The following is a 23,704-nucleotide window of genomic DNA, read 5'->3' on the forward strand; positions in this document are numbered from 1 at the left end:
CCGGGTTCGCCGCGGCGCGAGGTCTCAACCCCTCTGCCCCCCCCCCCCCCCCCCCCCCCGGCCACTACCCATCGTGATGCCCGACCGATAGCGATGCCCGGCCGATAGCGATGCCCGACCCAGGGTGATGCCCGACCGCCAGCGCTACACCGGGCGATCGGCGCGATGTCACACCGCGCGCGGCGCCATCTTCCACAGCAACGCGCGGAACGGCGCCAGCAGGAACACGCCGATGGTCAGCTTCACCGCCAGATCGCCCAGCGCCCAGCTCACCCACGGCAGGCTGGAACCGGCGAACGCGATGCTCCAGAAAATCGTCGTATCCAGCGTCGCGCTGCAGGTGGTCGCCACCATCGGCGCGCGCCACCAATGCCCACGGCGCAGCCGGTCGAACACGGTGATGTCCAGCAGCTGCGCAGCGATGAAGGCCAGGCACGAGGCCACCGCGATCCGCGGCGTGGCGATCCAGATCGACAGCAGCACCGCCAATGCAAACCCGGCCCAGGCCACCCGCCGTGCCGCCTCCGGCCCAAAGCGGCGGTTGATCAGATTGCTGACCAGGAACGCCACCGGGTAGCTGAAAGCGCCCCAGGTGAGCCAGTCGTTGATCGGGTACTGCACCAGCACGTTCGAGCCCAGCACCACCGCGCCCATGGCCAGCACCGCCAGCAACAGCGAGCGCGGGGTCAATGGGGCAAAGGCAATGGCAGGACGCGCGGACATGGCGAGCCGGAAGAGTCAGGGGAACGGCGGATTATCCGGGCTTGGCCGACCGAGGGCCAGCCCGGGCCGGTTCAGTCAGAAGCGTTCGCTCATGCTGGTGGCCGCCGCGTCCTGGGTCGGCAGGAACGCCAGCGCAGCGCCTTCGGCATTGGCCACCATCCAGCCCGCACCGGCCGGCGTCGGGGTGAACGCCAGCACATCGCCCACCTTCACGCCTGCCGCCGGATTGTCGGCACGCGCCGGCCATGCCACCACGGCCGGTGCCTCGGGGGCCTGCGGGTTCTTCAGCACCACCTGGTAGCTGCCGTCCGGTTGCTGCGCCACGCGCTCCACGGTAAGTGGCGGCATCGGCGCGGCCTTCTGTCGCTTTGCGGCCCGGGCGGCGCGGTTGTGCGGCATGGCGGCGTCATGCAGTTCGCTCACGCCCAACGCGCTGAGCCAGACCGGGGCGGTGATCACCGCCAGGCTCACCACCGAGGTGGTGAGGACGCTGCTGGTGACCGGTGAGGCATTGCTGAGGTTCTGGGCGTTGACCGGCAGGCTGGTCGCGAGCAAGGTCAGCGCCAGCAGTGGCGCAACGGCAGGACGGAATATCCGGTTCATTCACCAGCTCCACGAGACAGCGGACAGCGAGGGGTCACCAACGTGCACTCGGCTGCGCCGCCGCCGCATCGATGGGCAGGAAGGCCAAGGCCGTGCCCTCGGCCGTGGTCACCGTCCAGCCGGCGCCGCCCTGGGTGGGTGTCAGCGCCAGTACGTCGCCCACCGCCACCGCGGCTGCCGGGTTGTCCTCGCGCGCAGGCCAGGCAATCACGGCCGGCTCATCCGGTGCCTGCGGGTTCTGCAGGGCCATTTCGAGGCCGCCGTCGGGCGTGCGTTCCACCTTCTCCACGGTAAGCGGCGGCAGCGGACCGGCTTTGCCACGGGCGTCCTTGGCCGCGCGGCTGCGTCGGGCCGAAGCATCGCTGGCCTTGCTCAGGCCGGCCGAGACCAGCCACACCGGTGCGGTCACCACGACCACGCTCACCACCGAGGTGACGATGACGCTGCTGGTCACCGGGTGATTGATGCCCACCACCTGCGCGGGCGCGGGCAGGCTGGCCGCGCCTACGGCAATGGCCAGCAGCGGTGCAACGACTGCGCGCGAAACACGTGTCATCGAAGATCCTTCTGATGTCTCAACATAGGTCCGCAGTATGCCCGCTGGCGTGCTGCCCGCCGCTGACTCACGGTTTGGGGGCGGTAATGCCCTTCACCGGCACATGCGGCACGGCCAGCTCCTGCTGCAGGCTGCTGCGCAGTTGCAGGAAATCAAAGATCGATTCCACCGTCACCACCGAGTAATTGCCGGAAATGCGCTCGCTGGCCGGGTGGTCGGTAACGGCGGCATTGGGCACGAAGAAGCGCGCGCCCAGCCGCTTGGCCACGCCGATGTGCAGCGTGCTGGGGGTATACATGTGCCGCTGCAGCCATTGCTGGGCCTGGGTACGGTTGACGATCAGGGTGCGTTCTTCCACCTGCGCCATCGCCGCGCCCAGCACTTCCAGCACCCATTGGTTGGAATTCTGGTACTCGGTGCGGAACGGATAGGCCACCACGCTGTAGCGCGCCTCGTGCAGCGCCTTGGCCTGGATCGCCGGCTGGGTGAGCATCGCCTTGAGTGCATCGCGCAGCGCAGGCGTCGGCACGCCGATGCGCAGGTCGGTATGGCTGGAGGTTTCGCCGATGAAGGTGGCGACCCCTTCGCGGAACAGGTGCGACTCGGCGGTCTTGCACGGATTGAGCAGGTGCACCGCGCGCCACTGGCCGTCGTCTTCGCGCAGCAGGAAGGCCAGATGGCTGTGGCGCAGGCCGTACTTGCTCAGGTCCTGGCCACCGCGGGCGATCAGCACCACATCCACGCCCTCGAGTGCATCCAGCGCGTCGGTGGTGGCCAAGGCCACATCGAACATGGAGGCCAACGCGGCCGGCGTGGGATAGCGTTCGGTGCACTGCGGTTCGGCGTGTGCGGTCAGCGTAGCGCCCAGCAATACAGCACACAGCAGGGCGGGATGCAGGCGCTTGATCAGCGCAGCGCAGGGTACGTCCATGTCACACGGTCTCCGGCGGCACCGGCCGCGGCCGCATCATAACGCTGCGCGATGCCGTCAGGCCTGAATCCCCAACCGCGCACGTACTTCATCGGCAACGCGCGTGGTCTCGCGCAGCGGCTCGATGCGGCCCTGCGTCTGCCAGTCCAGCCAGCGCGTCTGCAACCGGCCACGTTCGCGCAGCGCGTGCTGGAAGTGTGCGAGTCGCCCTTGCGCCTGGTCGGCCAGGGCCACGGCGACCGGCATGCGCGTGGCGCACGCTTCAGAAAGCAGGTTCACCGAATCCGGCGAGACCACCACGCGGTTGGCCCAGCCCAGCAGCCCGGCATACGGGTTCACGCCGTCGCCGCCATCGCCCCAGATCACATTCGGTACCTCGGCAAACGCACTGCGCAGCGCCCCGACCAGGGCCGGTGGGGTACGCCGCGAGGTCGTGGCCAGCAGGCTGCCGCCTTCCTCGCGCAGCTGGGACGCGAGCTGCTGGAACACCTGCACCATGTCCGGCTCGTGCCAGGGCGCATGCGGGGTCGGCCCACCGACCAGCAGCGCGGTGCGCGGGCCGGGCAGGGCGCTGAACGCGGCGAATGCCGCACGGCCGCAGGCCAGCCAGTCATCGTTGACCGGATTGAGGCTGCCCAGCAGGGTGAGCACGTTGCTGCCGCGCAGGCGGTCGTGTTCGGGCACGACCAGCAGGTCCCAATGGCGCGGGCTGAGGCGAGGGTCGAGGATCTGGACGACCCTGGTGCCACGGCGGCGCAGTTCGCGCAGCGCGCCGGCGGCCTGGCGGCCACACCCAATGGCCAGTTCGGGTACCTCGGTGGCAAGCGTGGCGAAGGCCTCGCCGTAGCCGTTGGCGGCACCCGGCAACCAGCGCGGGGCCAGCCAGCGCCAAGGCGCGCGCGGGGTGAGCACCAGCGGACGATGCGCCCCCAGCTTCAATGCCGTGGCCAGGGCCACCGCCTGCCGCACATTGCCGGCACGGCCGTCAGTGATCGTCCAGGGCGGACTCCATCGTTTCACGTATGGCATTAATTCGTTTCAGTCAGGCTGGGTGTTGCAACTGTCGCGACACTCTACACTGCCAGCCTTCGCCGATCGCGCGGTCGCCCTGCCACGGTAGCCGATGCGCGAACGTTTCCCCTTGTTTCCGGAGGCTTCATGTCCCACGTCCTTGACGATGCTGCGCTCGATCAGTTGTTCCGTACCGCCCGCACCCAGAACGCCTTCCTTGATAAGCCGGTCGACGACAGCCAGCTGAAGGCGCTGTACGAGCTGCTCAAGTGGGGCCCGACCGCCGCCAACGGCAGCCCGGCACGCTTCGTGTTCGTGAAATCCCCGGAAGCCAAGGCCAAGCTTGCCCCGGCCCTGTCCGAAGGCAACCACGACAAGACCCTGGCCGCCCCGGTCACGGTGATCGTCGCCTTCGACGAAGACTTCCACGAGAAGCTGCCGTTCCTGTTCCCGCACACCGATGCCAAGGCGTGGTTCGATGGCCCGCGTGAAGGCCGCACCGAAGGCGCGTTCCGCAATGGCAGCCTGCAGGGCGCCTACCTGATCCTGGCCGCGCGCGCGCTGGGTCTGGATGCCGGCCCGATGTCCGGCTTCGACAACGCCAAGGTCGACGAAGCCTTCTTCAAGGGCACCGCGATCAAGTCGAATTTCCTCGTCAACCTGGGGTACGGTGACGCCTCGGGCCTGTTCCCGCGGCTGCCTCGCCTGTCCTTCGACGAAGCGGCCCGCATCGCATAAGCGTTACCGCCGGATCGTGGCCCGTCCGTGCGGATGGGCTGCATGAATTTTTTTCTTTTCCCTTCGATTACGAGAGAGACCTGACATGACCGTGACCCGCAAACTGCTGCTGCCGCTCGCCCTGACCCTGGCCATCGCCGCCTGCTCCAAGCCGGCCGACGAAGCCGCTGCTCCGGCCGCTGACGCGCCGGCCGCCACCGAAACCGCCGCCCCGGCGGCAGACGCTGCGGCTGCCGCCCCGGCTGCCGAGGCCATCCAGATCGCCTCGGGCACCTACAAGCTCGACCCGACCCACACCGACGTGCTGGTCCAGTGGAGCCACTTCGGCTTCTCGCACCCGACCGCCCACTTCGGCAGCGCCGAAGGCACCCTGGTGTATGACGCCGCTGACGTGACCAAGTCCACCGTGGAAGTGAAGCTGCCGCTGACCGGCCTGAACAGCTTCACCGCCAAGTTCGACGAGCACCTGAAGAGCGCCGATTTCTTCGACGCCGCCAAGTTCCCGGCCGCCACCTTCAAGAGCACCAAGGTTGAGGCCAACGGCACCAACAAGCTGACCGTCACCGGCGACCTGACCATCAAGGACATCACCAAGCCGGTGACCCTGGATGTCACCATCAACGGCGGCGGCGAGCACCCGATGGCCAAGGTGCCGGCGGCAGGCTTCGATGCCACCACCACCATCAAGCGCAGCGATTTCGGCGTCGGCGCGTATGCCCCGAACGTCAGCGATGAAGTGAACATCCGCATCACCACCGAGGCCACTGGCGAAAAGCCGGCTGCCTGAGTTTCTCCTCACTCGTCGTGAGAAGGCAGAAAGCCCGCCAATTGGCGGGCTTTCTTTTTTGTGCGACCGCCGATCGACACACGGTAGTGCCGGCCGCTGGCCGGCAACCAGGAATCCGCCGCAGCGCAGCCACGCATGGCGTGGCTCTACCGTTGACGGGACCGGGGTAGATCCACGCTATGCGTGGATATCAGCGCGATCAAGCCGCCGCCACCTGCGCGCTCACCTTGCCCAGCCACAGCGTGGTGAAATCGGTCGGCGTGCGCCGTGCGGGCGCGGTCAAGCCGCTTTCACGCAGGAACGCATGGGTGGCCTGCGCAAACGCCTGGCGGGCCAGCAGCGCGGCCTGTTTCACCGAGGCCTGCTGCTTGCGCAGCTGCACGATCTGCAGGCTCGGCTTACCCGGCATCGCGTACTTCTGGTAGCGGCGCAGCTCATCGGCGACCAGGTCGATATCGATGTTCGCCTGCACCAGCGCCGCCTGCGCACGGGCCAATGGCACCAGGGCGGTGCGCAGCTGGGCGATGTGCTCGCCCACGGAAGGCGCCAGCGCCGCCAGGGCGGCATCCAGCGCGGGATCGGCCCGCTCGGCGCGGTCGATCAGATCGGTCAGTGCCGAAAGAGGAGAGGCTTGCATGAAAGGCACCGGCACAAAACGCGATTGTCGCATTCGCGGCCGGTGCCCGTCGCGGGCTCAGTCGTCGTGGTGCTCGCTGCCGTGCGCCTTCCAGTAGCCGGTCGAGCGGATCCAGTCCTTGGGCACGCCCAGGTGGCCCTCGATGTACTTGCGCATCATCCGGGCCCGGCGCGATTCGGCGGCGATCCAATAGAAGGTGTCGCCGTCCGGTTCCTCGAAATCGGTCAGCACGTCCTCCAGCAGGGTGCTGCTGGCGGCGTCGAAGCCGTTGCGCTCCAGCCACGAGATGCGGATGCGGTCGTCCTCCGGCAGCTCCTGGCGATCGCCGGATTCGGGGATCTCGATGTAGACATCGGCATTGGCGCCGTCCGGCAGCGTCTCCAGCCAGCGGCCGATCGCCGGCAGCGCGGTCTCATCGCCGATCAGCACGTAGGTGTCGAAGTCATCGGCGGTCATGTGCGAGCCACGCGGGCCGCCCACGGCGATCGCATCGCCCGGCTGCGCGTTGGCGGCCCAGGTCGAGGCCAGGCCGTCGCCGTGCATGACGAAGTCCAGCGCCAGCTCGTGGGTCTCCAGGTCCCACCAGCGCGGGGTGTAGTCGCGCGAGGGGGAGGGCGTCTGCCCGTCCGGGTAGCGCGGGCCTTCCGGGGTCATCGTCGGGACCACGAACTGGCCCTCGGCGTTGGGGAAGAACAGCTTGACGTGGTCATCCGGCGAGGGCGAATCGAAGCCTTCCAGCGCCTCGCCACCGACGATCACCCGGCGCATGCACGGGCTGATCTCTTCGGTGCGCAGTACCTGCAGCGGGCGGAACTTCACGGTATGACGGAGCAGTCGGTTTTCATGCAGAGCCATGGGAATACCTGGATCAGTGCCGCAGCGCGGCGTTGAGAAAGAAGGACCTGGCGGGCGGTGGCTGGCTGGGTCTGAAACGAAGAGGGAAGGTCAGCGGCCCTGCGCACGGATGTGCGCGGCGGCCTCGCGCAGCGCTTCGGCCACGGCGGCGGCGTTGTCGTCCTGCCAGCGGCCGTGGCACAGCCCCAGCGCGTGCTTGAGCTCGCGCAGTGCATCGCGCACGGACGGCGGCAGGTTGGCCTTGGTGATCGTGCGCGCGCTGTCGCGCACCCGGTGCACCGCGGCATCGACCTCATCGCGCTGTGCCTCCAGCTCGGCCTGGCCCAACGCGCTGAGCGCGTACCGCTTGCGCCCACCGTCCTCGACCGCGCCAACCCAGCCGGCGGCCTCGAACTGCGCCAGCACCGGGTAGATCGAGCCGGCGCTGGGCGTGTAGACCCGCACGAACATGTCACTGATCAGCTGGATCAGCTCATAGCCGTGGCGCGGCTGGTCGGCGAGCAGGGACAGCACCAGCAGGCGCAGGTCGCCGCGGCTGAGCGGCCGGGCGGTCAGCGGGCGGGCAGGGCGGTCGAGGTCGCGCGGAGAAGTCATTTCGATATATCGAATGCAGTGGCGGAACGATATATCGAAAACTCCGGTTCGGCCAGCCGTGGCGCACGCATGGCAGGGATGCGTTCAGGTGAATCCAGGGTGCGACGGTGCGTGCTTGTGATGGAACACTGCACTCGGTTGCCGCCTCCCAACGGTACCGATGATCCACGCCGATGCGCGCTCAAACGCCCCGTCGCCGCGCACGATCCACGCCAATCGCCTGCGCCGCAGCGCCTGCGCTGTCCATCGGTGTCCTGCTGACGCGCCGGTGTCATCGCCGCCGGGCAGGCTGAAATGCAGCGTGGAACCTTCCGGCGCGGCCCTCGCGCTGTCGCCCGCTGTCCTTCCGGACACGCCGGGATGGTTCCATACGCAACCGTAGCGAAGTAAGCAAACCCCTTGGTGCGCTACACTTTGCGGCTAGAAATCTAAAACAGTCGCGCGCGTGCGTGCGGTCATGGGAGCGCAAATGAACTGGTTGAACGAGGTGCTGAACAACGACCCGAATCCTGTGGAAACCCAGGAATGGATCGAGTCGCTGAAGGCCGTTATTGATGTCGAGGGCCCCGAGCGCGCGCATCAGCTGTTGGAAGGCATGGTGGAACTGACCCGTCGTTCGGGTGCTTACCTGCCGTTCTCTCCCACCACCGAGTACGTGAACACCATCGCGCCGACCCTGGAGGCCAAGAGCCCGGGCAACGCCGAACTGGAATGGCGCATTCGTTCCATCATCCGCTGGAACGCGATGGCGACCGTCGTGCGCGCCAATCGCAAGCCGGGCGACCTGGGCGGCCACATCGCCTCCTTCGCCTCCGGCGCCACGCTGTATGACGTGGGCTTCAACCACTTCTGGCGCGCCCCGAGCGAAGACCACCCGGGCGACCTGCTCTTCATCCAGGGCCACAGCGCCCCGGGCATCTATGCGCGTTCCTTCCTGGAAGGCCGCATCGACGAAGCCCAGCTGGACAAGTTCCGCATGGAAGTGGACGGCGGTGGCCTCTCCAGCTACCCGCACCCGTGGCTGATGCCCGATTACTGGCAGACCCCGACCGTGTCGATGGGCCTGGGCCCGCTCGCCGCCATCTACCAGGCGCAGTTCCTGCGTTACCTGGAAAACCGTGGCCTGATCGAGAAGTCCGACCGCAAGGTGTGGTGCTTCATCGGCGACGGCGAGAGCGATGAGCCGGAAACCCTCGGCGCGATCGCGCTGGCCGGCCGCGAAGGCCTGGACAACCTGATCTTCGTGGTCAACTGCAACCTGCAGCGCCTCGACGGCCCGGTGCGTGGCAACGGCAAGATCATCCAGGAACTGGAAGGCGTCTTCCGCGGCGGCGGCTGGAATGTCATCAAGCTGCTGTGGGGCGGTTACTGGGATGCCCTGCTGGCCAAGGACACCAACGGCGTCCTGCGCAAGCTGATGATGGAAACCGTCGACGGCGAATACCAGAACTGCAAGGCCTTCGGTGGCGCGTATACGCGCGAGCATTTCTTCGGCAAGTACCCGGAAACCGCTGCGATGGTCGCCGGCCTGTCCGACGACGATATCTGGCGCCTCAACCGTGGTGGCCACGATCCGCACAAGGTCTACGCCGCCTACCACCAGGCCGTGAACACCAAGGGCATGCCGACCGTGATCCTGGCCAAGACGGTCAAGGGCTACGGCATGGGCAGCGCGGGTGAAGCACTCAACCCGACCCACCAGACCAAGAAGCTGGACGACGACGCCGTCCGCCACTTCCGCGACCGCTTCAACATCCCGGTGACCGACGCCCAGCTGGCCGACGGCCAGGTGCCGTTCTACCACCCGGGCCCGGATTCGCCGGAAGTGAAGTACCTGCAGGAACGCCGCGCCGCCCTGGGGGGTTACCTGCCGCAGCGCCGCCGCAAGGCCGAAAAGAGCTTCAACGCACCGAAGCTGGAAAGCTACGAGCGCCTGCTGAAGTCCAGCGGCGAGCGCAGCTACTCCACCACCATGGCCTTCGTGCAGAGCCTGAACATCACCCTGCGCGACAAGGAACTGGGCCCGCACATCGTGCCGATCGTGGCCGACGAAGCCCGTACGTTCGGTATGGAAGGTCTATTCCGCCAGATCGGCATCTACGCGCCGTTCGGCCAGAAGTACAAGCCGGTCGATGCTGACCAGCTCATGTTCTACCGCGAAGACCAGAGCGGCCAGGTGCTGCAGCAGGGCATCAGCGAGCCGGGCGCCATCGCCTCGTGGATGGCCGCCGGTACCAGCTACTCGGTCAGCAACGTGCCGATGCTGCCGTTCTACATCTACTACAGCATGTTCGGCTTCCAGCGCGTGGGCGACCTTGCCTGGCAGGCTGCCGACATGCGTACCCGTGGCTTCCTGCTGGGCGGCACCGCCGGCCGCACCACGCTGAACGGTGAAGGCCTGCAGCACGAAGATGGCTTCAGCCATATCGTCGCCGGTGGCATCCCGAACGTGCGCAGCTATGACCCGACCTTCGGCTTCGAAGTGACGGTGATCCTGCAGCACGGCACCAAGGCCATGATGGAAGATCAGATTGATGAGTACTACTACATCACCCTGATGAACGAAAACTACACCCACCCGGAAATGCCGGAAGGCGCGGCCGACGGCATCGTCAAGGGCATGTACCTGCTCACCGACGCCGGCAAGCCGAAGAAGGGCGAGCTGCGCGTGCAGCTGCTGGGTTCGGGCACCATCCTGCGTGAAGCCATTGCCGCGGCCGAGCTGCTGGACAAGGACTTCGGCGTGACCGCCGACATCTGGAGCTGCCCGAGCTTCAACGAACTGCGCCGCGACGGCTTCGACGTGGAGCGCTACAACCGCTTCCACCCGGAAGGCGAGCAGCGCAAGGCGTTCGTGACCGAGCTGCTGGAAGGCCGCCAGGGCCCGGCGATTGCCGCCACCGACTACGTGCGTGCGTACGCGGACCAGATCCGCTCGTTCGTGCCGATGTCGTACACGGTGCTGGGTACGGATGGCTTTGGTCGTTCGGATACGCGTGCGAACCTGCGTCGCTTCTTCGAGGTTGACCGGTACTACATCGCGCATGCCGCGATTGCGGCGCTGGCGAAGGAAGGGAAGATGACGGGTAAGGATGTGGCCCGGGCGATCAAGCAGTACAAGATTGATCCGGAGAAGGCTAATCCTGTTGGGGTTTAACGGTTAGCTGTGTTGTTCTAAAGGGGTGGCCGTAAGGTCACCCTTTTTTTTGTGTAACAGCCCAAGAGCAAGCCATGGACGCAATTGCCACGAACTACTACGCACTCTGGAACGCAGGGTGGAAGCCCGTCGCGGACATCACAATCGTCGCCGGAGAGAATGGATCTGGGAAAAGCTCGCTCTTAAGAACAATCGCGCAAAACACGCTTAAGGCAAGGCGATCGGTATTGGCGTTGTCTGGAACCAGTCACGACAAGTTTCGGGGGCTGCGTCTTGGAAGCGCGCTTCTATCTCCAATGCAGAAGAGCTCGCAACCAGAACAGGTGATGAAGCGCACCATTTCGCACTTTGTTGAAAAAGATAGCGTTCAGCTCCGTGTTGTCTCGAGAGTGCTGCGCCACTGCGGATACGCCCCAACGGTCGGGATCGAAGTGTTGATGCCGAGCGAAAGGAAAGCTATACCGTCGAGCATACTTTCTGACTTTGAAGCAAAAATGGCGGGTGAGGGCGAAAACATCCTGGCCCTTATTCTCATGCTACAAAGTAAGCGATGGGACCAGATCCAGTGGATGGACTTCGACGACTACCGCTTCGATCATTCAGTGAACAGTAACTTGGTTGGGATCGTTCGCTGGGAGCACATCCTAAAAAAACTGGGGGTCATCACTGGGATACGCCTGCATCTTCAAGGAAAGCGGGGAATCCTTCGCTTAGACAAGGCAAGCTCGGGGGAGCTCACGCTGATAACAATGCTTTCCTTTGTTGCAGCCATGTCAAAAGAAAAAGACATTATTCTGATAGACGAACCAGAAAATAGCCTGCATCCGAGATGGCAACGGGAGTATCTGGAGCTCCTGATGGGATCTGTAGGGTACTCTGAGGCAAAGATCGTGATTGCCAGTCATTCGCCCATTCTGGTGATGGCTGCAAGTGAGCTAAATATCAACGTCCAGACGCTGGTACTCTCCGATGTTTTCAATAGCCAAATTGAACTGAATGCTGCAGGTCTAGAAGAGGTCATGGCAGAGGTCTTTCATACTTACACGCCTCGGAACCACTACCTGAGCAAAACCTTGGTTCGTTTGATGGACCGAGTTGAGAAAGGGGATCTCACCGCAGCTCAGGCTACAAGTCAGATTGCGGAAATAGAGAGATCCGGAGTCGATTCGCGGCAATCGGGAGCATTGGCTGCTGTCTCGGCGATAGTTGAGAAAATGGAAGAGATCAAGTGAGCTATCTCGATCTTCAGTTCTCAGTCGATGAGGCTCGACTAATAGAACTAGCTTGGAATAATGGCGTGCTTAACTGGAGCAGTCCTGATCTGCTGCCTGTTCGAATGAAAGTTCGAAATCATCATCGCCTGATTCAGCATGACAAGTGCTGTTACTGTAGAAAATCATTCCTACAGGGTCATCCGCTGGAAGTGGATGTAGAGCACATTCTTCCCCGGGTGAAGTATCAAGCACTAGCAGTTGCTCTCGTAAATCTAACTATCGCCTGCAAGAGATGTAACATGCAGGTAAAGAAAGAGCGGAATGACTTTATCGTTGGGTCGCTCGAGTTTTATGACGATTGTGACGTTTCAGACAGTTCAAGATACAAAATAATTCATCCAAATTTGGACGTTTATTCAGAGCATATAAATGCCATATTTGTAGATGTGGATAATATAGTTTTTCGCCGTTATATGATCCTTGGCGGTTCAAGTAAAGGTCAGGCTACAGTTGAGTACTTCCTCCTGCGCCACCTTGAGGAGGATACTTTGGACGAAATTCAGGGCCTGGGCGAATCCACGGGAGCTGAGCGCGCGGGTGGAATTCGTGCTCTGCTGGGACTGTGATGCTGCCAGTTTTTTGCTTGCTGAACTAGTTTGGCCTTTGATGCGGGGGTAATAGGGGGGGTAATAAGGCAAGGCGGCTAGACCTGGTCGCCGTCCTTAATTGCCGCTAGCTGTAGCGACCTCTTGAAAAGTCTATCGCTGCTTGGCCTGAGGTGTATTCTACATTAATGCAAACCACGAGTTACCGTCTCATGCTGTCAGCGAGGCACTCTATGACCTTCTTTCCATCATTATATGCGCGCGCCGCTTCAGCGAATGTTGACTTAGCGCGGATGCGGCCCTCATGTGCGAAATCATTGCGCCAAGTAATAAGGTTATCATATGAGGACGTGATCTCTCTTTGATTGGTTTGGAGGTAGAGTGTTCCTGTTCTTTTAAGGTTATTGTTGAACTTTTTAAGATACTTTTCTCCAAATTTTCTAACATAATCGTTTCTAATTGCTTCAATCTTTATTCTCCCATTTATTCTGTTGAAGTGAGATTCTGTAAAGGCGCCTAGCACTTTGTGTTTCGACTGGGCGAAAGAAATAAAGATGCTCTTTACTGCCAGCTCGTATGTTGTCACGGCGGCAACTGTAAGAAATCCAGTATATCTGGCCTCAAGTAATGGATTCTTCGCGCCGGTAACTAACGGCGTAAGATGTTCAATAATTTCATCTGCATGCTGAAAGTGCCGGGCGTAATCCATTATTTTTCCAGGAGGGTCTTCTGGACAAGAGATAGCCTGTCATGAACAGTCTTGACATCAGTAGTATTGATCTTTGTCAAGGTCATGAAGTCGTGATTTTTTACCAGCCTCTTGTACGCGGTGCTTAGGTCGATTCTATTTAGCTTTGAGGAATTATCGACAAGTGCGCACATTATTGATTCTAGCGCCGCGACATTGATGGGGCCTCTAAGGCGGAACGGTTTCTCGCCAAGCTCAGACGCCGCCTTCTTTGTTGCTGCAGGAAAGCTCTTCAAGAAGTTCTTTACCTTCTGGCTAGTCCCATTTCTATGTTCCTTCATGGAGACGTTCATGAACTCTCTGAGTGGCTTTTCGTAGTTCTCAACGCCTCCTTTCGAGAGCGAGAATATTCTAAGAATCAGCTCGACGTCCTTCTGGTGCCTGTCAACATGATTCTTTCCTAGCAGTTTTCTCCAATTCTCATCTCGATTCAGCTCTCGGAGCTTTTTGGAGAACTCGCCGATGAATACAGAATTTCGTATTTCCTGAGGCTTTAATGGAGTTCCTCCCGTATTGAGTCGCTCAAATATATGATAGGCGCTCGTGCTCTCGCCTTTTGGGTTGAGCTGTTTTATGTTTATCGCGCGTAGTATTGACTGCTTTAGCTTTCGTTGATCTGCCTCGGTTAGGTCGACAAATCTTTTGTTGAAGTATGGGCTGTTCTTGGCGAGTCCAGACAATCTGAACACTTGCCGGTTCCCCAGGTGATTCTCTTTGCCGAAGTATCCATCTATGTAGAAGACGATTGTCAATATTCTCTGCTGGCCATCTATGACGATGCTTCGGTTGTTCTCGTCGACATACAGGAAGACATTGGGGACCGGCAGTCCGCATAGGAAAGAGTCAATGAGGAGAGACGACTGCTTGATCGTCCACACAAATTCTCTTTGGTAGTCTGGAATTTTGATGTCGCCATCTTTCCATAGCTGTGAAATTCCAGACAACGTGAGGTCGGACGGGTAAGAAGCTATGTCATAAGACATAGAGACAGAGTCATCGTCGATTTCCTCATCGATCTCAATCTCATCTTCAATCATACTGGTTGCTCCTCGATCAGTTCCTATGGGGCACCGATGCATACTCTGCATAAGAGACTTGTAGGCTAGTTCTATTATCTAAATCAACTAACTTGAGATGCTCTAATCTCTGTAATCGAGCTCTGAATTGGGCTTAGTGCTAGCTTCCGCAGCGAAATCCAGCAATCCTCCTTCTTTGCCCACTCGCTGATCATCTTGCCCTTGGCTGAAGAGTGGAGGGCCAAGTTAACCTCTTTAGCCCATACCCGGATCTGATCCTTGAAGCCATCAGAGAGACCCTGTTGCTCCCACACTCGCATCAGATCGATGTTTGATCCGTGCTGATGGGACAACAATGCGACCAAGTAGATGGCAACATTGCCTTGGAATGCAGGAAATAGAGGACGTACGAGCGACTGAACTTGCTTAAATATGATGACTTTGGCAATCATCTGCTTGAACCCAGTTGCATCCGGGACCACAGATTCTCCACGTTCTTCCCGTTCCTTCACGTCGTCCATGAATCGGGCGAAGTTCTTCTGACCGCCGAGACTGGCTTGGTCTGGTCGCCCCTCCCAACAGTTCAGGAACTTGGCGAGGTCTGTCTTGACCAAGCGCCGGGCCGGAGGAATAACTGTGGTCTTGAGGGCTCGGTACTTGGCGGGCGTACTGCCTTCGCGTGCGAGCTTAGTGTTGTAACTGCCTGAGGCACGTTCATAGAACCAGCGGCCGACACCATCTGGGAGGTAGACGGTATCAGACAATTTCTCTAGTTCAACGTGGAACGGTGAGTTTGCAGACAGATCCGACTGCTTGACGGTGTTCTGACTGTTCGCGAACCGCGAGATGTCGCTGATAAGCGCTTCTTCCGCAGCAGAGTTTTCCGTCTTGAGGATTACTACCTTCGCCGGAACCTGTACCTTGGACAGGTCGGTGTCTGCAAACTTCTTCTTGGTGAAGTAGATGGATGCGGTCGTCTGGCCACCGTTGACGATTTGCATTCCCTTGAGCCATGCAATGCCTGGTCCACCATCGCTGGTCTTCCCAAGGCTGACCTCGTCGGCGACCACCACGATGCCATTGTTGTAGGCGACAAATTTCTCTGGCTCTGAGCGCAGCGTGGCCTGGATGCCTTTGTTGACCTTTCCGGTTGCACTCAGGAATGACCGCACATTTGCCTCAAGAAGTCGGGCGCCGTACTTGTCATACAGATGGCGAAGGACGTCGGCCGGGAATACGGTCATCGCGTAGTCATAGCTGTCCTCCTCGCCCCGGATGTAGACGCACGGGAGCGGGGTGCCTGCCACTTCCGTAAAATTGACTACCAGTTCGTCCCTCGGCTTTCCCTCTGACAGGTGGCGGTTGAGCCTCTCGATGTCCATCACCTCAAGTCGTACGGTCCGGCCTCCAACCTCCTGCGACTTGAAGTTCTTGGTCTTCACCTGGCCATCGGTCAGCACGTAGATCCGGATCTCCTCGAAGTCCCGATAGCCACGTTCAATATGCACCGCGAGTTCGTAAGCATCGTTCGATGGATCGAGCGTCTTCGTCATCTTTCCCTGGGCAGATTGCGAAAGAAATCGGAAGCAGTACTCCGCGGCTTGCTTTGCTTCAGAGTCCGGAACGGCCTGGACCTTGTCCGAATCCTTGTAGGACGTCACGAACAGGTCAAGGCGTTCCCCGTCCTCAGAGATGGAGTATCCGCTTAGCCTTATGTTTCCGACATGGACGCGCGTATCAACGTGGCAGACCTGTGGCTCATACGTCATGCCCACTTCTTCCATGTGGCGCATCGTAATCTCGGCGAAAACCAGCTCCGGATAGGGATACGCGGCCCCCGAAACGGACATGCGATCCTCTATTTCATCCTGTACTTCCGCGCGAATCTGCGAAAGGAAATCGGTCAATTCCATTGATTCTTCACTCCAAGACTAGTCGAAATATCAGCGTAAGTAGACGCCGCAATCGGAAATGCATCCAGATCGAGCGAGTAACGTGCCTCATGGATTGCTGCGGGCACGCTGGAACGAGTGAGGCGAGGCGATTCAGCGCATACGATTCGATATGTGAGCTCACTGGACCGGAAACGCCTTGTGTACTCGGCTCGAGTCATGTCCATGTAGCCAGCCGAAACGAGCCGACTGTTCAGCAAGGCAGATGCGCCAGGATCGTGGATTCTTCCAGCCACTTGGTCAATCAAGTCGGGAAGGGTTGATCCCACACTCAGGTGAGTTAGACGAACCGCCGCAACAAAGAGGGGCTGGTGCAGGCTGTCATCCAACTGATCAAGGTTGGAAATCCTTGCGATAAATCCTGCCGGTGCCAGCGTTGTCTTCACTTCGATTGCACCATCACCAAGCAGGAAGTCGTGTAGCCCGTCGTCAGGCCCGGCCCAGCTGTCGAGAGCGTCGAATTCTGAAACTCCATCGTCCAGAAGGTTTTGAAGAACCAAGAGTTCTCCAAAGAGCCCGATCTCTTCCTCCGTGGAAAGAACGCCATCACTGTCGCGCTTCATGAAGGCTTGCCAGGCACGGATCCTGGAAATCATTGCACTATGAATCCGTAGCCCGTCCTGAGCGGACGTGCTCTCCATCAGGTTCACCAGATCTACCGCCACTTTGGTAAAGAGCTCAAGCGATCCCGACTCCTGTCGAACCAGGGCAAACCACGAATGGCCTGCAGGGTGGCCCTGAAGCTCTGTGCTTATGAGGCTGAACCCCTGGCCGCGTGGCAGCTGAAATGGTTGGGATGGCACGTTTCCCTTGACGCCGACCAAGACGCTCTCTTCATTCCGCGCACCACGACGGCCTGCCATGACGCAGCAGTTGCCGATGCTGAAAAGCTCGATAACCTTCCAGCCATCCCCTGTGGCAAGGCCGCTCAAGGCGCGCCACGCGGCGACCAGCTCTGTGTCACTGCTGGAGCTGAGCATTCATATCCTCCCAGCCGATGTTGTCGATGACGTACTCGGGGATGTCGGAATACTCGCTCTCCCAACCGACGTTGTTCACCTTGTAGGGAACCTTGATATCCGAGCTGCTTCCAGGGAAGCTCACGGCAAATGCCAAGACGGGTGGGGCGCCTGCAAGGTTCTTCGGGCGCTCCCAATCTGCCCCTATCTTGGCGCCCGCACGAGCTGGATCAAGAACATACAGAATCAGCAGGCCCTTCTCTGGCTCCGCCGTCACGGTCGAAGTTCCCTTGCCTCTAACTCGGCGCAGCGCCACGCCACTGGGGGTGTCCGGAGCCGAAGCACTTTTCTTCTCCTCCTTCTTCTCCCAAGTGGACACGGTGAGCGCGAGCGCGGCGTCCCATTGATCCTGGCTCACGTCAATTGACTCGTCGGTCGGATCAAGGAGGACGCCAATCGAGTACCGGCTCCCCTCCATCGAATCCGCCTTTCTGCGCGCCATGCCAACACTTATCCCTGGAGCAAGCTCATAGGGCTCACCCGATTGAGTCCCCAGAACAGCCACGGTCCACTCCGTGAGCTCGTTTGTTTCCGCCATCTTGCGGATGAACTGAGCAAGCACGTTGCTGTTCACCCGGTGGGCGGCTGACAGTGTGCTGTAGCTGTCAAGGAAGTCGACTACGATTGTGAAGTCGACACCTCGCCAGAGATGCCCCTGCCATTCCTTGGAGCCCCCTTGGAATGCCGCCTTTATGGGGTTGCTCTCGTCAGGCTTTCCCATTTGCACGGCAAGCCGATTACCTGCATCCAGGTTTCGATTCAGAGTCGGTTGATCAGTCGGGAAGCTGACTGTCTGAACAAGCTCTCCACTGTACGAAAGGTGCAGTGTCTTCGCGCTCCGCATCTTGATCTGCGACGTAACCATCATCTCGGGATGCGACTGGACCTTCAGCCCAAACTCCCTCGGCGTGGCCCCAGAATTCGCCATGAGATCGAACTCTTCTCTCAGCTCTGCTGATGCATCAGAGATATGCTTGAACCAGCGGATGAGGTCCGGGGATGTATAGAGACGGCAGAGATCAAGGTAGCCCGGACGGTATCCGAACCACCGACCCATCTGCATCAGCGTGTCGTACATCTTTGATGCGCGCAGGAAGTAGCTGGTGCAGAGGCCTTCCAGCGTAAGGCCGCGTGCAAGCTTGTCGCCACCGATAGCGATGACTTTGAGGCCTCGATCCTTGTTCTGCTCGTAATCCAAGGCATCCTTGGCAGTTCCGTTGATCATTCGCACTTCGATGTCATCGAGTACTCCCGGCAGCGCAGACGCGACGTCCTGCCAGGTAGCATCTGCACTGGGAAGGTCACCCAACCCAAGCTCACGAACCGCGGCAGAAGCAGGAAGGAAGTCACGATTCCACAGCTCCTGCAGACTGGATAGAACGTCGGCGTGGTCGATCCCGCGCCCAATCGCCTGTCGGGCATGCTTGACGTAATCGTCAATGTCAGCCTTTACAACCTTCTGGACGTTGTTGAATCGTGTGACGTGAACGAGCATCGAGCTATGCTTCTTTCCTTGGCCACGGAGCTTCCTGACAGTGCATGCCAGGATAAAGGAGTCGACTGCCTCTCTTAGACTTGGTGGCAGCGCGTGCTCATTGCTCCACACCGGAACATGATCGATCTTGTGGCCCGTCGGCATCCATCCCGTTGTCTTGTCGTCTGACTGGTAGTCACCCACCGGTTGGGTCAGAGGAAGCTGTCCCTTGCGACCCTCCGGGGACGCGCGCCCAAACATCGTCGTAGGGCCAACGTAATTGTCCGGTGCCGCCAGGTTCTGGATGAAGGCGGATGGGAAGAGATCAGGACCTTCGTTGCGTGTCTCACCGCGTTCATGAATGAAGATGTTTGCGAAAGGCGTGGCGGTGTAGCCCACGTACGCTGAGCGCGAGAATGAATTCAGTATGCGCCGGATCAGTTTGTTGATCGCTGTTGGATCATGTTCCTCATCGGGCTTTCCTTCTTCGTCGACTACCTCTTCACCAGTGTCAACTGAGGCATTGTCAGCTTCGTCATCAATGATGAGCAATGGGAACTTGGTCGCCCTTCTGGCCACGATGGGGAGCTCTTTCGTGTTCGAGGAGGCGGGCTCCGCGCCTGGAACAGGAGCGTCCGCGACGTGCGTCTGAATCCACCTGAGAAGCCTGGCAAGTACCGATTTGTTCTTCTTGACGACAAACAGCCAAGGCCGCTGTTCGGGGCTGATCGAAAACTGCTTTCCAGCTGACTCACCAAAATCACCGTTGTCAGCTCGTGTTGTAGTGCAATTGGGCTTGATGGACAGGTCACTGTCGATCAAGCCGACGCCCACGCGCTTGAGCACATCATGCGTAGAGTTGGTCTCATACCCGAGGAAGCCTTCCTCTAGGCGTATCTGGGTCTGGGATCGCAGGTTTTTATGTAGGCCGGCGAGGACGATGATTATCTTGTACTGCGCATCCGCCGCCTTGCATACAAGGCCGGTGTAGCTCGCTGTCTTGCCTGACTGCACGTGCCCGACAACAAGCCCCCGGCGACTCCACTGGCCTTCACGCAGAGGATCCTCAAGCATCCCTAGAATCTTGTCAGTTGATTTGTCCAGGTTGTCAGCGATATCCCAGGACAAGTCCTTCTCGATCATCTCCCGATACCGCTGCCAGTAGCGCCAGTCCTCTTTCCTGGAGGAGTCGAGCCAGGGTTCATGGCCACGATCGTCGGAGAGACTGATGTCATCACCGATCCATACACTGAATCGCCGGATGAGCTCGTCCGTAACAGCGTCACGATCAAGATCGGCTGCCCACTTTCGATTCATCATCAGCACCAGGCTGATCTTCTCGTCAATCAACGTGGGAGTGATAGGTCCTGAATCCTTCTCGCCAGCCAGAAGCTCCTGGACAATCTTGATAACGCTGCTTTCGCTTGAGTCACTCATGGTTCTCTCTTCAGTCCTTGGAGATGTTGTCCGGCAAATTTTTGACCAGCTCTGAGTGGAGATCGAAGGGTTCGGTTCTTAGAAGCTGCCGCTTTGCCATGCTCGGCGACATGCCCTTCTTCTCCACCAGGCTCCGGTAGATCACATTGAGAACCTCTCGAACTGAGTCGTCGGGCTCCCCTGTGAATCCCCCCTTTGCATGCTCTCCGCCTTCCGCAGCTTCAAGCCAGATTCTCTGCACGGGGATAGTTTCTTCGAGGACACGCAGCATCGCTTCAACCTTGGTGCCGTACGCTGCGTCATCCAGCAGTTCTTTCACCGCTGCATGCGTACGGTCGACACGGTAGCGTCGCCCTGTCACCGTATCTCTCGACTGCCACACGGGTACAACCTCGTCGCGGCGGCCCAGCGATGAATTCGAATGCGCCCGATGCAGGAATACCTTGCGCGCCCTGTCGCGCGCGTCTTCGGCCAAGCGGTAGAGCTGATCCCGCAGTGCAGCGGGAGGATGAGCGGATGACTTGCGGATGTCGATCTTCCATTGCGCATCAAGATCGTTGGGCAGGTCCAGCCGGATGCGTGCGAGCCTGTGAGCCTCGTCCTTGGACCAGGAGCGTCCACGTCCCAGGCCGAGCCAGCTGCCTGCAACCAAAAGTCTCCGTCCACGATAGATGTAGAAGCCTTGCTGACTCGACCATCCCTCGATTCCGCCCGCTTCAGCGTAGGCCTTGTCGTTGAGGCGGTCCTTGTGGGGCAGCACGAAGGCCTGGCTGGTGATTCTCAGACCACCTTCGCCAACGCTCGACTCGGGGGACCTCCAGGTTGCCGGATTTGACGACAGGAATGGGTCCCATGGTCTAACTGCCTTCCCGTTGAGCCGCAGCTCAATGCCGGGGCCGCTGCCGTCAAGATAGCGGTGGAAGATCATTGCGAGGTGGCGCTCCACGTCGTCAATGAGGTCAAGGAAATGCCTGCTTGTGAAGCCTTCAGTGACAATCCGATCGAGTTGTTCCCACAGGACTACTGTCCCTGATGACTGGGCAGTGTGCGTTACCAGGCGTGGCTCTGAGGATGACTCGGGTCCATCAAGAAGGTGCCACTCGCCATCAGGATCTGAAGCAAGGACATCCAGATCCCAGCGCAGGCAGCTCGATTGACCATCCTTGATGCTCAGAACGGTCAGCCTTCTGGCTTGTGAAAAGGATGCTGTCTTCAATCCCAGGCCAAAGCGACCCAAGTCCGATGCCCCCCGTGCGTCCAATGGGTTGCGGTCGCCGAGGCGCATCGCGCTGAAGAGCTCAGCATCGTTCATGCCTCTACCGTCATCGGCAATGGATATCCAGCTGTCTACTCCATACCAATTGAACCCGATCTCCACTTGGCTGGCGCCAGCAGAGATGCTGTTGTCCACCAAGTCTGCTAGTGCCGTGGCCGTCGTGTAGCCCAGGCCTCGCAGGGCCTCAACCATGGCGTCAGCCCTGGGGGGAGCATTTCGGCCTTGCGGCCTACCTTTACTGTTCTGCTGCATCGTCAGCCTCCGGCTTTCCATTGACCAACTCCCTGAGGCGTCGCGATGGGTGGCGCATCAGTCTCAGCGCCTTGGACTCAATCTGACGTATCCGCTCTCGAGTCACGCCAAAGATCTGGCCGACTTCCTCCAATGTCTTGTCGTTGCCGTCGATCAATCCAAACCGATGTCGGATGACTTCAGCTTCTCTTGAACCAAGCGCACCTAGGCAGTCATCGATCGCTCGCCTACGCAGATATCCATCAGTGACTTCCTCAGGCGGCTGAAAGGTATCTGGAGTGGCGAGGACCAAATCTGCTGTCTCATCCTGCTGGTCCCAAGAGACCGCGTCGTGCGCCACATTCAGCAACTTTGCTACATCTCCAACTGATAGATCGCAGACCTTGGCGATGTCCTCGGCGCGCACGTCATCGAATGAGTCTTCACGAAGGACTCTGACTGCCTTCGAAACCTTGTTGACCTTTTCCATGACGTGTATGGGCAACCTTATGACACGCGCTGTGTCTCCGATGGCCCGTCCAACGGACTGTTTCAACCACCACATTGCATACGTAGAAAATTTGTTGCCCCTTGCGTAATCGAATCTGTCGATAGCCTTGAGCAGGCCTATCAGGCACTCCTGAATGCGATCCATGCGTGGCAGCGTGCTCCACGCGTGGCTGTCTGCCACGTGCACTGCGAGTCGAACGTTTGCATGGAACATCTCGAGCTCGAGGCGCGACAGACGCTGCACCGCTCTACGCAGTAGTACGCTTGTGCACCCAGCTGCCCTGAACTCCTTGTCAAACCGTTTAACGGTCGATGAGGTCAGCTCCAGCGCAGATACTGCGGTCAATGCATCCCTAGCAAGACCTTGGTTGTCTGGATTTTCCTGGAAGGCGAAACATCCGCAGCGTGCGCTTTCCAGCATGTCGCTCAGGTTGAGTCCACTGACGGGCCGGGCCGGGGCTGGATCATCATCGGCGTCATCCGAGGCGTCGAGAAGATCGCTGGCGCGCTCATCGTCTTCGCTGCTGATGTGGCTGATTTGGCCGACTGAGACGCGACCCCGCTCAAAGTCTGTGGCTAGGCCTGCTATCGACGCGACAGCATGGGGGCTCTCTGCGATGGCGCGATACGCATCCTTGAGGGACAAGTCCAGCAGAAGCCCCATTCGTTCTTCGCCCGTACGGTCAAGCAGGACAGACGACTGGGCAATCTTTGCGAAGTGGAAGTAGGGATCGTTCGTCATGGACGCGAGATCCTGCATGAACTGCTCCGATTCACCGATATCGCTGTCTGATGTTGGTTCGCTCTCCTGTTCTAGATGCAGAGGAGGTAGCCACTCATCATCGACTTCCGGTACGGCGTCAATCTGGCCCATAAGGACAGTGAGCTGGCGAAGTACATCGCCCCTCTCATCGCCTTCAATCTCACGGGAGATGACCTCAAGGTCAAGAGGATTGAAGTTGCCCTCCATCTGGGCGCGATGAACTAGCGCTTCGAAGAGTCCATGTGTCGAGCTGTGATTGAGCTCCCGCACCAGTGAAATTTCGGCGTGACTTGGGAGTAGCTTCGCGAGGTCATTCCAGTCCTCATCGTTATCGACAATTACGTGCTTGGAAATGACCTCCTGCACGACCTGTATTGTCGATCGAAGCGAGGGATCCTCCAGCGGCGCTTCGGTCGCGACTTCTTCCTCCCAAGTGGCAAAGAACTCGGATTCGAATTCAGCACCGTCGGGAGAGGAGTTCTGTCTGGAATCAGTGGCTCGCGTTTGAGCAGATTCCTCGGCCTCACCATCACCTTCATTGCTCCAGAGGCCGTCCAGCGTGGCTGGTGAATCGTCAGCCTTCTGGACTGCAAGCCGCTGAACTTCGAGAGCATGCTCCGAAATCAGGCGGCAGAGATCCAGATGCCCTTTGGAGGCGGCAAGCATATGTAGTGTCCGCCCCTGCTGGTCGCGTGCTTCTACGTCACCCCCGAGTTGAAGGTAGCGCAGAACATGCTCCGCATCGCCGCGAAGCGCGGCGAGTCGAAGGAGCGGCTTCAGCGATGATTGCCGCTTGTCCCCGGCGCTGGCTTCACTGCCAGCCCGGGTACCTGTAGAGCCCAGGGACTCCATTTCCCCTTGATTCAT

At 59.9% G+C, this 23,704-nt stretch carries 20 protein-coding genes; 5 read left to right on the forward strand and 15 right to left on the reverse strand.

All coding sequences use genetic code 11. The features are described 5' to 3' along the window. Positions 1-168 precede the first annotated feature (168 nt). The 5 genes from ABE472_RS13875 to ABE472_RS13895 form a co-directional block, all read right to left on the reverse strand. Positions 169-723 carry a queuosine precursor transporter gene (locus ABE472_RS13875; RefSeq protein WP_259261656.1) on the reverse strand — a complete coding sequence of 185 codons (555 nt, stop codon included), beginning with the start codon at positions 721-723 and terminating at the stop codon, positions 169-171. Positions 724-798: 75 nt separating this feature from the next. After that, positions 799-1,326, reverse strand: a complete 528-nt coding sequence (locus ABE472_RS13880; protein WP_346466473.1) for a hypothetical protein — start codon at positions 1,324-1,326, stop codon at positions 799-801. Between the two features lie 34 nt (positions 1,327-1,360). Next, positions 1,361-1,882, reverse strand: coding sequence for a hypothetical protein (locus ABE472_RS13885; protein ID WP_313220103.1), 522 nt, complete (start codon positions 1,880-1,882; stop codon positions 1,361-1,363). A gap of 67 nt (positions 1,883-1,949) precedes the next feature. Further along, positions 1,950-2,813, reverse strand: a complete 864-nt coding sequence (locus ABE472_RS13890) for a DUF2145 domain-containing protein (protein ID WP_313211648.1) — start codon at positions 2,811-2,813, stop codon at positions 1,950-1,952. A 57-nt stretch (positions 2,814-2,870) separates the two neighbouring features. Beyond that, positions 2,871-3,842 (reverse strand): mitochondrial fission ELM1 family protein, encoded by a 972-nt coding sequence (locus ABE472_RS13895; RefSeq protein ID WP_313211647.1) that lies wholly within the window; start codon positions 3,840-3,842, stop codon positions 2,871-2,873. Between the two features lie 129 nt (positions 3,843-3,971). Between ABE472_RS13895 and ABE472_RS13900 the strand changes: the two genes are divergently transcribed. Beyond that, positions 3,972-4,562, forward strand: coding sequence for a malonic semialdehyde reductase (locus ABE472_RS13900; RefSeq protein WP_088434587.1), 591 nt, complete (start codon positions 3,972-3,974; stop codon positions 4,560-4,562). A gap of 85 nt (positions 4,563-4,647) precedes the next feature. Beyond that, complete coding sequence (locus ABE472_RS13905) at positions 4,648-5,349, forward strand: YceI family protein (protein ID WP_121042323.1); 702 nt, start codon at positions 4,648-4,650, stop codon at positions 5,347-5,349. 199 nt (positions 5,350-5,548) lie between these two features. Here ABE472_RS13905 and ABE472_RS13910 read toward each other — a convergent pair whose 3' ends face one another. The 3 genes from ABE472_RS13910 to ABE472_RS13920 form a co-directional block, all read right to left on the reverse strand. After that, positions 5,549-5,986, reverse strand: coding sequence for a hypothetical protein (locus ABE472_RS13910; protein WP_346466474.1), 438 nt, complete (start codon positions 5,984-5,986; stop codon positions 5,549-5,551). 57 nt (positions 5,987-6,043) lie between these two features. After that, positions 6,044-6,841, reverse strand: coding sequence for a siderophore-interacting protein (locus ABE472_RS13915; protein ID WP_313211645.1), 798 nt, complete (start codon positions 6,839-6,841; stop codon positions 6,044-6,046). A 90-nt stretch (positions 6,842-6,931) separates the two neighbouring features. Then, positions 6,932-7,435 carry a PadR family transcriptional regulator gene (locus tag ABE472_RS13920; protein ID WP_176990507.1) on the reverse strand — a complete coding sequence of 168 codons (504 nt, stop codon included), beginning with the start codon at positions 7,433-7,435 and terminating at the stop codon, positions 6,932-6,934. 469 nt (positions 7,436-7,904) lie between these two features. Here ABE472_RS13920 and aceE point away from each other — a divergent pair, with 469 nt between their 5' ends. The 3 genes from aceE to ABE472_RS13935 all read left to right on the forward strand — a co-directional run bounded on the left by aceE (position 7,905) and on the right by ABE472_RS13935 (position 12,432). Next, positions 7,905-10,592: a pyruvate dehydrogenase (acetyl-transferring), homodimeric type gene (gene aceE / locus ABE472_RS13925; protein WP_346466475.1), complete on the forward strand. Its 2,688-nt coding sequence runs from the start codon at positions 7,905-7,907 to the stop codon at positions 10,590-10,592. 74 nt (positions 10,593-10,666) lie between these two features. Next, positions 10,667-11,824 (forward strand): ATP-binding protein, encoded by a 1,158-nt coding sequence (locus ABE472_RS13930; RefSeq protein ID WP_346466476.1) that lies wholly within the window; start codon positions 10,667-10,669, stop codon positions 11,822-11,824. Next, positions 11,821-12,432 (forward strand): HNH endonuclease, encoded by a 612-nt coding sequence (locus ABE472_RS13935; protein ID WP_346466477.1) that lies wholly within the window; start codon positions 11,821-11,823, stop codon positions 12,430-12,432. The genes ABE472_RS13930 and ABE472_RS13935 overlap by 4 nt, the downstream gene beginning before the upstream one ends. A 181-nt stretch (positions 12,433-12,613) precedes the next feature. Here the strand turns inward: ABE472_RS13935 and ABE472_RS13940 are convergent, their stop codons facing one another. The 7 genes from ABE472_RS13940 to ABE472_RS13970 all read right to left on the reverse strand — a co-directional run bounded on the left by ABE472_RS13940 (position 12,614) and on the right by ABE472_RS13970 (position 23,689). After that, the gene (locus ABE472_RS13940; RefSeq protein WP_346466478.1) at positions 12,614-13,120 is read right to left on the reverse strand and encodes a HEPN domain-containing protein; all 507 of its coding nucleotides are present in this window, start codon (positions 13,118-13,120) and stop codon (positions 12,614-12,616) included. Further along, positions 13,120-14,196 (reverse strand): DUF262 domain-containing protein, encoded by a 1,077-nt coding sequence (locus ABE472_RS13945; protein WP_346466479.1) that lies wholly within the window; start codon positions 14,194-14,196, stop codon positions 13,120-13,122. Before ABE472_RS13945 ends, ABE472_RS13940 begins: the two co-directional genes overlap by 1 nt. 83 nt (positions 14,197-14,279) lie before the next feature. Next, entirely contained in the window at positions 14,280-16,088 is a 1,809-nt protein-coding gene (locus tag ABE472_RS13950; protein WP_319624232.1) for an AIPR family protein, read from the reverse strand. Beyond that, positions 16,079-17,107, reverse strand: coding sequence for a PD-(D/E)XK motif protein (locus ABE472_RS13955; protein ID WP_346466480.1), 1,029 nt, complete (start codon positions 17,105-17,107; stop codon positions 16,079-16,081). Before ABE472_RS13955 ends, ABE472_RS13950 begins: the two co-directional genes overlap by 10 nt. Next, complete coding sequence (locus tag ABE472_RS13960) at positions 17,088-20,057, reverse strand: Z1 domain-containing protein (protein WP_346466481.1); 2,970 nt, start codon at positions 20,055-20,057, stop codon at positions 17,088-17,090. Before ABE472_RS13960 ends, ABE472_RS13955 begins: the two co-directional genes overlap by 20 nt. 10 nt (positions 20,058-20,067) lie before the next feature. Next, a complete protein-coding gene (locus tag ABE472_RS13965) occupies positions 20,068-21,525 on the reverse strand; it encodes an ATP-binding protein (protein ID WP_346466482.1) in 1,458 nt (485 codons plus the stop codon). 43 nt (positions 21,526-21,568) lie between these two features. Beyond that, positions 21,569-23,689, reverse strand: coding sequence for a sigma-70 family RNA polymerase sigma factor (locus ABE472_RS13970; protein ID WP_346466483.1), 2,121 nt, complete (start codon positions 23,687-23,689; stop codon positions 21,569-21,571). Positions 23,690-23,704: the final 15 nt, after the last annotated feature.

The organism is Stenotrophomonas sp. TWI809, assembly GCF_039673205.1.
Taxonomy (GTDB): Bacteria; Pseudomonadota; Gammaproteobacteria; order Xanthomonadales; family Xanthomonadaceae; genus Stenotrophomonas.

What these genes read in the sequence shown, in the direction of transcription:
- ABE472_RS13875 (WP_259261656.1), bottom strand. Translation starts at nt 723, where the DNA reads ATGTCCGCGCGTCCTGCCATTGCCTTTGCCCCATTGACCCCGCGCTCG.
- ABE472_RS13880 (WP_346466473.1), bottom strand. Translation starts at nt 1,326, where the DNA reads ATGAACCGGATATTCCGTCCTGCCGTTGCGCCACTGCTGGCGCTGACC.
- ABE472_RS13885 (WP_313220103.1), bottom strand. Translation starts at nt 1,882, where the DNA reads ATGACACGTGTTTCGCGCGCAGTCGTTGCACCGCTGCTGGCCATTGCC.
- ABE472_RS13890 (WP_313211648.1), bottom strand. Translation starts at nt 2,813, where the DNA reads ATGGACGTACCCTGCGCTGCGCTGATCAAGCGCCTGCATCCCGCCCTG.
- ABE472_RS13895 (WP_313211647.1), bottom strand. Translation starts at nt 3,842, where the DNA reads ATGCCATACGTGAAACGATGGAGTCCGCCCTGGACGATCACTGACGGC.
- ABE472_RS13900 (WP_088434587.1), top strand. Translation starts at nt 3,972, where the DNA reads ATGTCCCACGTCCTTGACGATGCTGCGCTCGATCAGTTGTTCCGTACC.
- ABE472_RS13905 (WP_121042323.1), top strand. Translation starts at nt 4,648, where the DNA reads ATGACCGTGACCCGCAAACTGCTGCTGCCGCTCGCCCTGACCCTGGCC.
- ABE472_RS13910 (WP_346466474.1), bottom strand. Translation starts at nt 5,986, where the DNA reads ATGCAAGCCTCTCCTCTTTCGGCACTGACCGATCTGATCGACCGCGCC.
- ABE472_RS13915 (WP_313211645.1), bottom strand. Translation starts at nt 6,841, where the DNA reads ATGGCTCTGCATGAAAACCGACTGCTCCGTCATACCGTGAAGTTCCGC.
- ABE472_RS13920 (WP_176990507.1), bottom strand. Translation starts at nt 7,435, where the DNA reads ATGACTTCTCCGCGCGACCTCGACCGCCCTGCCCGCCCGCTGACCGCC.
- aceE (WP_346466475.1), top strand. Translation starts at nt 7,905, where the DNA reads ATGAACTGGTTGAACGAGGTGCTGAACAACGACCCGAATCCTGTGGAA.
- ABE472_RS13930 (WP_346466476.1), top strand. Translation starts at nt 10,667, where the DNA reads ATGGACGCAATTGCCACGAACTACTACGCACTCTGGAACGCAGGGTGG.
- ABE472_RS13940 (WP_346466478.1), bottom strand. Translation starts at nt 13,120, where the DNA reads ATGGATTACGCCCGGCACTTTCAGCATGCAGATGAAATTATTGAACAT.
- ABE472_RS13945 (WP_346466479.1), bottom strand. Translation starts at nt 14,196, where the DNA reads ATGATTGAAGATGAGATTGAGATCGATGAGGAAATCGACGATGACTCT.
- ABE472_RS13950 (WP_319624232.1), bottom strand. Translation starts at nt 16,088, where the DNA reads ATGGAATTGACCGATTTCCTTTCGCAGATTCGCGCGGAAGTACAGGAT.
- ABE472_RS13955 (WP_346466480.1), bottom strand. Translation starts at nt 17,107, where the DNA reads ATGCTCAGCTCCAGCAGTGACACAGAGCTGGTCGCCGCGTGGCGCGCC.
- ABE472_RS13960 (WP_346466481.1), bottom strand. Translation starts at nt 20,057, where the DNA reads ATGAGTGACTCAAGCGAAAGCAGCGTTATCAAGATTGTCCAGGAGCTT.
- ABE472_RS13965 (WP_346466482.1), bottom strand. Translation starts at nt 21,525, where the DNA reads ATGGTTGAGGCCCTGCGAGGCCTGGGCTACACGACGGCCACGGCACTA.
- ABE472_RS13970 (WP_346466483.1), bottom strand. Translation starts at nt 23,689, where the DNA reads ATGGAGTCCCTGGGCTCTACAGGTACCCGGGCTGGCAGTGAAGCCAGC.